This window comes from Thermopirellula anaerolimosa (assembly GCF_054657335.1).
The window spans coordinates 1-9,635 of sequence record NZ_BAAHYX010000009.1 but is presented as its reverse complement, the minus strand read 5'-3'; the positions used below and the strand labels follow the sequence as shown (position 1 = coordinate 9,635).

Below are 9,635 nucleotides of genomic sequence, written 5' to 3'. Positions count from 1 at the left end.
CCGTCACCCGGCCAAAGGCGTCATAGATGAGGTGATTGACCACAGTGGTCATATCGCTGCCCGAATCGTACTTGGCGATGTCCCGGACCGTGTTCAAGTGGTCCGTCACGGTCCACTGTACTGTTTCATCAGCCCCATTGTCAACATTTTCCTCGGCCAAAATCTGGTCCACCGCCGGTCCCCACAGATACCGCTCGCGCAGATGGCCCACCTGGAGGTCTCCCGAATTGGCCCGCCAGAAGTCCAGCACGATCTGGTTCCCGTCGTACACGAAAATCCGCCGCTGGTCGGTATGGCCGTCGCCGTCGCTATCCAGGCGCCGGCGGACCCAGCGGTTGGCGTAGTCGTAGGCGTTCTCGATCACCCGGTCCACCGCCGCGGCGTAGTCGGGCCGGTGCTCGACTTTGACCAGGCGGTTGCGGTGGTCCCAGGTGTACTGGGTGATGTCGGTATCGCCGGCGTCGAGCTGCCCGTTCTGGTTGGCGTCGATGAACCGGTGCGTGCGGTTGCCTTCGGCATCGTACTGGTAGCGGTAGGTGCCGTCGGAGAGGAGCCGGTTGTTGGCACCGGTGGTGTACGCGCTGCCGTTGGCCAGCACCCGGTTGCCGTTGGCGTCGTAGGTGTAGCTTTCATCGCTTTGATAGTCGTAGTCGGCGGCGGTCAGTTGCCCGGTGGCGTCGTGAGATTGCCGCCCGTTGTTCTACGGGCTGCTTGTGCTGTGCAGTGCGGTCACAAACTCGACATACTTCCCACGTGCCCTTATGGCCGATTCCACCGACTGCCACCGACGGCCGTCGACTGATAGCTCCTTCTGAAGTTGGGACGCCAACAGCGGATAGTTCAGATCTACGTCACCTAAAGGGAAAAATATGGCCAAGCAGTCATCGTCGGGAATGAAAAACGGCTTCGGCCACCCGATGATTTCTGCCACCATAACGGACACTCGATCGACAAACGCGGCAGGTACTGAAAGAATCTGCCATTCCCGAATCACGTCCTCGCGGCGACGCACCTTCAATCGCTGCCGATTGCAAAAATACTCGCACTCGCCTACCAGCGGCATCCAGCGAAGGGGCCATGCCCGCAAAGGACGCAACCGAGGGATGACGCTTACCATCGCGTACTCCACGACCGCTTTTCCGATAATCACAACCAAGAGAAGTAAGTCCTCCTGATGGTGTCATACATATTTGCGTCGCGAGGATTGTAGGGGACCCCGTATGCGGCTGCGGCGGTACAATAGCCGCAGCAATGGACCTCGATAGCAGCCAATGCGAGACCGTAGGCGATGTTGGCTCTTCCGACGGTCTTCCCTCCATATCGTAGTAAGACATCGAACGCCTTGTGGGGCTTGGCCCTCATCAACGTCAGGAGGGCCTTGGGCATTGTTGTGGTCTCGCCATAGTGTGCAGAAAACCGGATCGCGTTCCCGAGCCGGTGATCACCCATCGCGTCCGCCATCGCGGCGAATATTCTTTTTGGCCAAAGCCCTATAGTAAACTGCGCAACTGCAGCTTCCACCGCCAGGTTTATGGGGTCGTTGTCGTGGATACATGCGGTCATGCAGTCCAGCCAATCGCTCCCCGATGGATCGGTGTAAAGCACCGGGTTGTTGGCACAGTAGCGGAAGAGGTTGATATCACCCGCATCATACCCCACAGGGTCCTCGCTCAGCCACCTTCCCACTGCCGGGTCGTACCAGCGGTTGAGGTTGTTTTGCAGCCCGGTGTCGGCATCCAACGGCCGGGCGGTGAAGAGGAAGAGCGAGTCCACCGCCGGGTTGCTCTCCAACGTGACGCGGCCGAAGGCGTCGTAGACCAAGTGATTGACCACGGTCGTCGTGTCCGTCAGCGGGTCGTACTTGGCGATGTCCCGGACCGTGTTCAGGTGGTCCGTCAGCGTCCACTGTACCGTTTCATCACTGCCGTTGTCAACATTTTCCTCGGCCAAAATCTGATCCACCGCCGGGCCCCAAAGGTAACGCTGGCGCAGGTGCCCGACCTGCATGTCGCCCGAGTTGGTACGCCAGAAGTCCATCACGATCTGGTTGCCGTCGTAGGCGAAAATCCGCCGCTGCTCAGCGTGGCCGTCGCCATCGGCATCGAGCCGCTTGTACACCCAGCGATTGGCGTGGTCGTAGGCGTGCTCGATCACCTTGTCTACCGCCGCCGCGTAGTCGGGCCTGTGCTCGACTTTGACCAGCCGGTTGCGGTGGTCCCAGGTGTACTCGGTAATGCCGTATCGCCCGCATCCAGCTCACCGCTTTGGTTGGCATCGACGAACCCGTGCGTGCGGTTGCCCTCGGCGTCGTACTGGCACCTCGCAGACCAGCTGCGTCCTCGTCTGACGCGCACAAGCGACGTCTCCAGAGAGCTGCCTATCCTGCCCGCTGCGTCAGGATGTCCGCTTGTACCACATGTTTCAACGGCAAAGTATCTGCCTTAGAAATTCCATGGGAAAATCGTAATCCACCTTGTGCAAGTTTGCCACCAGCAGCCTGAGGATTTTTTCGAAGATGAAATCCCAATGTGCCAAGCCCTTTTCGATAGCGCGCACTCCACACAGGGCAATAAATACCGCCCTTACAAACTCCGCGTTGCTAAGATGGTCGCTGGCTAAGTAACCTGCCAAGACCTCGTCGCAGCACCATCCCATTTCGTGCAGGGCCGCGCAGTGACCTGTATTCAGCATCTGGAGAAAATCGGACCGGGAAATACCGCTGGCGTCATGTCCGCAATCAAGCATGACACCATTTATGAAGTCTTCCTCGTCAAAAGGCGAATCGATCAATTCACGCCACAAGGACTCGACGGTACCTCGGATACTGTCCATGGGGAAACTCCAATAGGCGCCATGTTATTTTCTGGCACGGCTTGCAAGCAACCAGCAGTTTGCGGCCGCGGCTGATTTCTGCGCCAACTGTTGCTCGTGGCGCTTCTTGGCCTTTGCACTATCCATGGCCACACTACCAGGAAGCACGCAGTCGCAATCCCTCGCAAGGTACTGGGCTCGCAATGCGACCTCCGCTGAAAAGCACGAGGCGTTTGCGATTAGCTCTGCCCGTGGCATGCTGGCAACACAGCGCCTGCACTTGGCTCCCGCCGCCTTGTAGGCATTGTAGACAAGTTCGCATTGTAGGATGCGGATTTCTTTGTCCCTATATCCACTCCCCAAAAGATCATCGAGACATTTCACGTTCGCCGGGAATGGCAGTTCAAGACACCTTTTGATAGCCTGCGATACAGAATCAGCCTGCAATCCATCTAGATCAGTCGCGTTCGTTGGATTGTTGCCGACGTAGCGGTAGAGGTTGAAATCCTCGCCTCTATAGGAGATCGGATCCTCGCTCAGCCAGCGGCCGACGGCCGGGTCGTACCAGCGGTGGAGGTTGTTTTGTAAGCCCGTGTCGGCGTCGAACGGCCGGGCTGTGAAGAGAAAGAGACTATCCACCGCCGGATTGCTCTCCGACGTGACGCGGCCGAAGGCGTCATAGACCAGGTGATTGACCACGGTCGTGGTCCCCGTCTGCGGGTCGTACTTGGCGATATCCCGCACCGTGTTCAGGTGGTCCGTCAGCGTCCAGGCTACCAAATCCGCCGTGCCGATGTCAATCAAAATGATGGCGGCAATTTCGTGTGACAGACGGAACGCTGTGGTTCGCCCTCTCCCGCGGGGAGAGGGTGGCGAGCGCAAGCGAGCCGGGTGAGGGGCACAGCCGCGGCCGGGCCCTAGGGCTGCCGGTGCGGCAACGTCCTACGCGAGCGTGCATACCAGAGGCCCGAAGGTCGAGGTAGAGTGCCCACACGAGCGATCAGCCCCCGGAACCGCACTTGCTCTTTGTCGAGCCCGGCGGCGGGTAGTGCGGCCTACGTGAACCAATCAGCCGCCCTATTTGCGAACAGCTTCTTCCCTGGGAATATCGCCTCTTTCCATCGCCTTGTGTCGTGCATCTCTAATGAGTTCTCCCTTGATGACTGCAATCGTCCCACCCAGTATGACATACAAAGCCGGAAGCGCAAGCAGGAATGCCGGCCACCATCGGCGGCGGAACATACATGCTATGGAAACAACCGCACAAGCCGCACCAACGAGCACAATTAGCGTTACAGCGACGGTCATACGAAGTCCCCCGGAACGTTTGCTTTGCACAAGGTGTGGGGCGGTCAGGCGCGGTCACCGGGCGAGATGCAAACCTCCGGAGGCCGCACTTAACCCAATCCCGAGACCGGCCCAAAGGCACGACCAAAAGCCGCCCGGCGGCGATGTTTGACCCGGCCGTGAATCAGTGAACTTTGGATGGTGTCGTGGGCAAGCCAACACCGGCCGCTATCATTCACCATCAGCAGGTTCAGCCGCGCGGCGCATTCGCGGCGAGCGGCTTTTTGGCCCAATCCGGCGCTGGGCGCGGGTCAGGATGCAATTCATTCAGGTCTATGATTTCGCGGTCGCTCCCTTGGTCGCGCCGATATAACTTTCCGTGCTGGGCGAATATCAAGCAACCAGCATGGTCTCGACCCGACCAATCGGCACCGTCCACTTCCGCACTTGAACGGTGGTATTCTGCCCTGCCGTAGATAACCTCGATTCCCTGTACAGGATGATCCGGGTGTGTCTCCACAGGCATGTTGGCGCGAAGGATCAGCCTCCGATTGTCTACGAACCGCCCACCGCCGCCATAGGTTGTCCCCCAGGGCCAAAGCGTGAGAGCATGAAGCCAGGGTGCCCGGCTAACCACAGTCCATGAATCGGTATAACCGGGCCGGTACGCCCCACCGTGGCAAAAGCAGAGCGCGAGTTCGCCGTCCGGTGAAAGATCGCACCGTTCTTCGTAGATTCTGCCGTGAAACCAAGCCCCTGGCTCAAAGGTATCATCGTCCATGCGCCATCGTATCAGGTGATACCACTTGCTTGGACCACGCCGCAGAATCAACGCCGTCGGCGCATCACGAGCCAGGATCACGAATAATCGGCAGGGCGGTCTCGGCGTAGGGGCAGGCTGCGATTCCATAGGTTGTCTTCACGCGATTTCCATTCCTCCACCAGGCCAGTTGGGATACGAGCTACCTGCGCAGTTCCACCAATGGTACTTATACTCGCACATGTCGCGGTGGTAAGCTGCCCATTTACGCTGGTATTGATGCCCCTCATCCCCGCCACGGAAGCACTTCGTATCCAAATTGTACCGAGCATTGAAACAGTCGTTCCACGCTTCCCTCCTTCTGTCCAGCTCGGCGCAACTCACGAACAGAGTGTTGCCAGTACATACCGGCGGCGGCGGAGACTTGCACTTGTCAACAACTTCCTGGCGCAGCCGGTGGTACTCAGCTTCCGAGCAGTCTCCCGGCGGGCACATCTCTTCTCCCGGTGGTTTGGGCGTTCCGGGCTGGAATGGTCCTGGTTGCGGTGGGGCATCTGGAAGCGGCGGGTAGTCAGGACGCGGAGAAGGAAAAGGAAAAGGCGGCGGTAGTGGCGGCTTCGGCCCCAAAATCGGGTTGGTTGGTGGGAGCGGACGGATTGGTGGGACCGGACGAACCGGCACAGGGATGGGACGAATGGGCATAGGAATCGGTGTTGGACGCAAACACGCTGTGCATGGTCCTATCCACAATCCGAGCGGATCAACGAAATCAACCGGTCCATTGCCCGCGTACCGGTACAGATTCTCATCACCCGCATTGAAGCCTATCGGGTCCTCGCTCAGCCAGCGGCCGACACGCGGGTCGTACCAGCGGTTGAGGTTGTTTTGCAGGCCCGTGTCGAGGTCGAACGGCCGGGCGGTGAAGAGGAACAAAGAGTCCACCGCCGGGTTGCTCTCCGACGTGACGCGGCCGAAGGCGTCATAGACCAGGTGATTGACCACGGTAGTCGTATCCGTCAGCGGGTCGTACTTGGCGATGTCCCGCACCGTGTTCAGGTGATCCGTCAGCGTCCAGCCTACCAAATCCGCCGTCCCGCCGTCAACTTCTTCCTCGGCCACAATCTGATCCACCGCCGGACCCCAGAGGTAACGCTCGCGCAGGTGCCCGACCTCGATGTCCTCGGAATTGCCCCCCCCTCACCCCCGCCCCTACTTCCCGGCGGGGGGGGTTGCGATGTCGTAGACGAACACGCGCCGCTGCTCGGCGTGGCCGTCGCCATCGGCATCGAGCCGCTTGTACACCCAGCGGTTGGCGTGGTCGTAGGCGTGCTCGATCACCCTGTCCACCGCCGCCGCGTAGCTGGCCCGGTTGCCTACTTACCGCGGCCAGGGCTACACAGCTTCTCTCTGACTGCGGGATGGAAGTACACTCGAACCGGTTTCGTCTTCGTACCGCTTCGTAACACTAAGCCGCATTCCAATGAACCCGTCAGGATCGCTTGATCAATGTAAACGGCTTTGTAATCGATTTTCTCTCCCCTGTTAAGCGTGTCGCTGTTTTGTGCCACAGCCGGCAACAGTAGCCACGAGTCGCCTTTCCAAGCTGTTTTGACGGATATGTCGATCCACTCTCGCTGGTCCCAGGGGATCGGTTCGGCGCCGGGCCTCACAGGCGAGCGAAATGTGGTACCGAAATCCATCGGCGTGAATTCAGGGAAAACTTCTACAGAGGTGCCTTCTCCACTTCGTAACCAGATACCCAGCACGTTGTTGTCTATGTCAAGCCAAGAGATTGTCAGTACTAAGATGAGGGACGTATCTTCGCGGCCATGCTCGTCTCCCGCCGAACGACTGGCCTTCCCAGGCCTAGGCATAATTGCAGCCGACAGGATGACCGGTTCGCGTAGCAGATGTTGTTGCCCCGGTTCAAACAAAGCGAGCGCCTTCTTCAGCCCCGGCAACTCGCATTCATAAAAGTAAGGATCAGTGCCCATGGATCCCTGCTCTATCTGAGCCGCAACATCGCGCAGGAGGATCTCTGTCGCCCGGAGCTTTCGAGACGTTTCTGACGAACATCCTGCGACCGTGGCGGCGAGTAACAGGACAAGAAAACCAAGGGCCACTACATTCCAGGTGTGACTACTTGAGTGCGTTGTCAATAGCATGGAGCACTTCCTCGACCGTGGGCCCCCTTCCACCCGGCCCGCCATAGTATCCAGGGAAAAGACTCGCACCATGCGGGGCATACATCGGCACCCACCGGTGATGCTTGACGAACTCGTAACCCGACACCATCCCGAACCAGCATGAACATGGCTCGCAACTTTCATACTCTACCTTCAACCACAAGCGGTAACCCCGAGGCCGGTACGCCGCATCAACGGCTCCTGCACCACCGCCGAAAGATGATAATCCAGCATCTGCAATTGCGGCAACTAATTGCTCCAACGCCTCACGTAATCCACCCGTCAGTGCGCCACTCGTTATACCTCCCGCTGCTTGGATAAGTGAAAGCACAGATGACGCACCTTCAATACTAGCAACGGCCGACATGGCATCAGGGTTAGCACCTGAGGTCGGAACGACGTCTACTACTTTCTTCCTATATTCGTTCTTGAAACCAGATGCTGGTGGCCTACATTCGCCGCAATATAGACCAAGTGCATCACGCATGGACACTGGAATATTTGACACATACCGATACAGGTTCATATCGTCTACCGCAAAGCCCAGCGGGTCTTCCGAAAGCCAGCGGCCGACGGCCGGGTCGTACCAGCGGTTAAGGTTGTTTTGCAGGCCCGTGTCGGCGTCGAACGGCCGGGCTGTGAAGAGGAAGAGCGAGTCCACCGCCGGGTCGGTCTCGCTCGTCACGTTGCCGAAGGCGTCGTAGACCAGGTGGTTGACCACGGTCGTGCCCACTCGCCCCGCTCGTCCCTTTATCCCAGTTTTAGTCCCACCAATTCGCGCCACTTGCGGGTCGTACTTGGCGATATCCCGCACCGTGTTCAGGTGGTCCGTCAACGTCCAGGCTACCAAATCCGCCGTGCGGGTGTCAATCAAAATGATGGCTGCAATTCCGTGTGACGGATGGCACACGGTGGTTCGCCCTCTCCTTTTGGGAGAGCGTGGCTAGCGTCAGCGAGCCAGGTGAGGGAACGGTTCGCCGGGTGAAGGTCAACGGGCCGGGTGAGGAACAAAACGACGGCCGGGCCCTAGCAGCAACGCGATCCGCGCTACACGCCTTCAACAGTGATCGCCGGCGCGTTTCGCAAGGATACCTCCGCGCGAGGAAATCCGCCTATTGCAAATGGTATACGCGGCTGCTCCTATTCTGTGGCGGTACCTCATTCTCGGGTGGTAGCTCAACGGCCGATTTCCGACGTGGGCTGTGAATACGTGAATCTGGAGGGTTACGCGTGATCTGAGCATTGCTCGACAACGAAGCACTGCCCACCCGCCCGCCTTAAGCGCCCATCGGTCTCTTCGGCAAGCGCGCACCAGTTACAACCTCAGGTTTGTGCGAGTGAACGTCCCATTGCCACGGACAGATCGCTGGCATCGGCCGGGTGGTCCGTACAGGAGCCACAGTTCGTCCTCGAAAAACCCCCTCATCCGCCGCACCTCAAGAACCGTATCTAGGTCGAACTCAAACCGCGTTGCGCCGCTCTCGCGATTGACGCTGGCGGCTATAAGTCGCTGACCTTGCAGATCGAGAAGACCCGCTCTCATTTTTCGCCACGACCAACTTTTAGACGCAAGGCAAACGCCCGAACGAACAATACGCCAATAGGCAAGGTAGACCCAAAGGTGCCACTGACCGGTCACTGAAACATGCCTTCGATTGATCCAGCGGTCAAAGCCTATTGGGATGTCCTGGGCCTCGTGGGAAGCTCGCATGCTCGCCACAGGATCGTGAATGACACGAAGAACCGGGCTACCCAGTTCCATGGAAAGATTGTCCAGGCCGTACGACACGTTCCAACACATGCTCCCAAACAGGCTTTTCAACGATGGGTCGAGTTCGAGTAGCGACACTTCTCTTTTTGCTGCGCGTTGCCAGTTCATCCAAGGATCCACTAGAACTGCGGGTAAGTCGTGAATGAGGGAGACTACCTCCTCGGCGGGGGCCCATAAAGCACACCACCGAAGCGACATCGTACTCGTGATGTGTTGTAGATCGTGTAGCCGGTGACATGGGTTTCATCAATCACCCGCGGCTCATCCTCAAGGGCACGACAGTCCTCCACGTCCATACAGCCGAAGTCGACCCAGTTCGACGCTCGCGTCTCGTCGCCCCACTCGACTTCACCGAATACCGCCCACCACGAAGGCACAATGAGGGATGCCTGAAATCTGGCACACTCACACTTCTCGCGTTGCGTGCCCCACCATTGCATCCCGCCGTCTCTCCAATCATGCGGGACCTCTGCGGCTTGTGCGGTGTTCTCCATCATAAGCCAGGCGAATAGGACGCTTAACGCAATGCCGCCACCCTTGACAAACTTCCCTCCCAGACTCTTAATGGCCTGCGCTTCCTGCTCCGCCACAGCCTTGGGCACCAAGCCGCCCCGTCCCTTTAGGTGCCGCAGAGCCTCGTGCAAAGCGGCGCGTCCTTCTTCACTAAGCCCGTATTTTTTTGCGAGATAATTGATATACTTGATGTCATCTTTGACAAGCCCGCTAGGATCGCTGTTCATTAATGCTGCGTTAGCGACGTAGCGATAAAGGTTGGAATCACCAGCCTCAAATGCGATCGGGTCCCCACTCAGCCAGCGGC

The 9,635-nt window shown here is 58.6% G+C and carries 11 protein-coding genes; all 11 read right to left on the bottom strand.

Features of this window, described 5'->3' with window-relative positions; genetic code table 11:
- Positions 1–598: hypothetical protein (locus ACYQ6J_RS18775; RefSeq protein ID WP_460185742.1), on the bottom strand; the 598-nt coding region annotated here is incomplete at its 3' end.
- Between the two features lie 102 nt (positions 599–700).
- Positions 701–1,156, bottom strand: a complete 456-nt coding sequence (locus ACYQ6J_RS18770; protein WP_460185741.1) for a hypothetical protein — start codon at positions 1,154–1,156, stop codon at positions 701–703.
- Complete coding sequence (locus tag ACYQ6J_RS18765) at positions 1,147–2,154, bottom strand: RHS repeat-associated core domain-containing protein (RefSeq protein ID WP_460185740.1); 1,008 nt, start codon at positions 2,152–2,154, stop codon at positions 1,147–1,149. Before ACYQ6J_RS18765 ends, ACYQ6J_RS18770 begins: the two co-directional genes overlap by 10 nt.
- Before the next feature lie 267 nt (positions 2,155–2,421).
- Complete coding sequence (locus tag ACYQ6J_RS18760) at positions 2,422–2,832, bottom strand: hypothetical protein (RefSeq protein ID WP_460185739.1); 411 nt, start codon at positions 2,830–2,832, stop codon at positions 2,422–2,424.
- 24 nt (positions 2,833–2,856) lie between these two features.
- Positions 2,857–3,615 (bottom strand): RHS repeat domain-containing protein, encoded by a 759-nt coding sequence (locus ACYQ6J_RS18755; RefSeq protein ID WP_460185738.1) that lies wholly within the window; start codon positions 3,613–3,615, stop codon positions 2,857–2,859.
- A 1,402-nt stretch (positions 3,616–5,017) separates the two neighbouring features.
- Positions 5,018–5,989, bottom strand: coding sequence for an RHS repeat-associated core domain-containing protein (locus ACYQ6J_RS18750; RefSeq protein ID WP_460185737.1), 972 nt, complete (start codon positions 5,987–5,989; stop codon positions 5,018–5,020).
- Positions 5,990–6,067: 78 nt separating this feature from the next.
- Entirely contained in the window at positions 6,068–6,196 is a 129-nt protein-coding gene (locus tag ACYQ6J_RS18745; protein ID WP_460182194.1) for a hypothetical protein, read from the bottom strand.
- A gap of 35 nt (positions 6,197–6,231) precedes the next feature.
- A complete protein-coding gene (locus tag ACYQ6J_RS18740; protein WP_460182193.1) occupies positions 6,232–7,023 on the bottom strand; it encodes a hypothetical protein in 792 nt (263 codons plus the stop codon).
- Positions 6,998–7,954 (bottom strand): RHS repeat-associated core domain-containing protein, encoded by a 957-nt coding sequence (locus tag ACYQ6J_RS18735; RefSeq protein WP_460185736.1) that lies wholly within the window; start codon positions 7,952–7,954, stop codon positions 6,998–7,000. Before ACYQ6J_RS18735 ends, ACYQ6J_RS18740 begins: the two co-directional genes overlap by 26 nt.
- 405 nt (positions 7,955–8,359) lie before the next feature.
- Positions 8,360–8,923 carry a hypothetical protein gene (locus tag ACYQ6J_RS18730; RefSeq protein WP_460185735.1) on the bottom strand — a complete coding sequence of 188 codons (564 nt, stop codon included), beginning with the start codon at positions 8,921–8,923 and terminating at the stop codon, positions 8,360–8,362.
- Between the two features lie 44 nt (positions 8,924–8,967).
- Positions 8,968–9,635, bottom strand: a 668-nt coding sequence (locus ACYQ6J_RS18725; RefSeq protein WP_460185734.1) for an RHS repeat-associated core domain-containing protein, incomplete at its 5' end; no start/stop codon positions are given.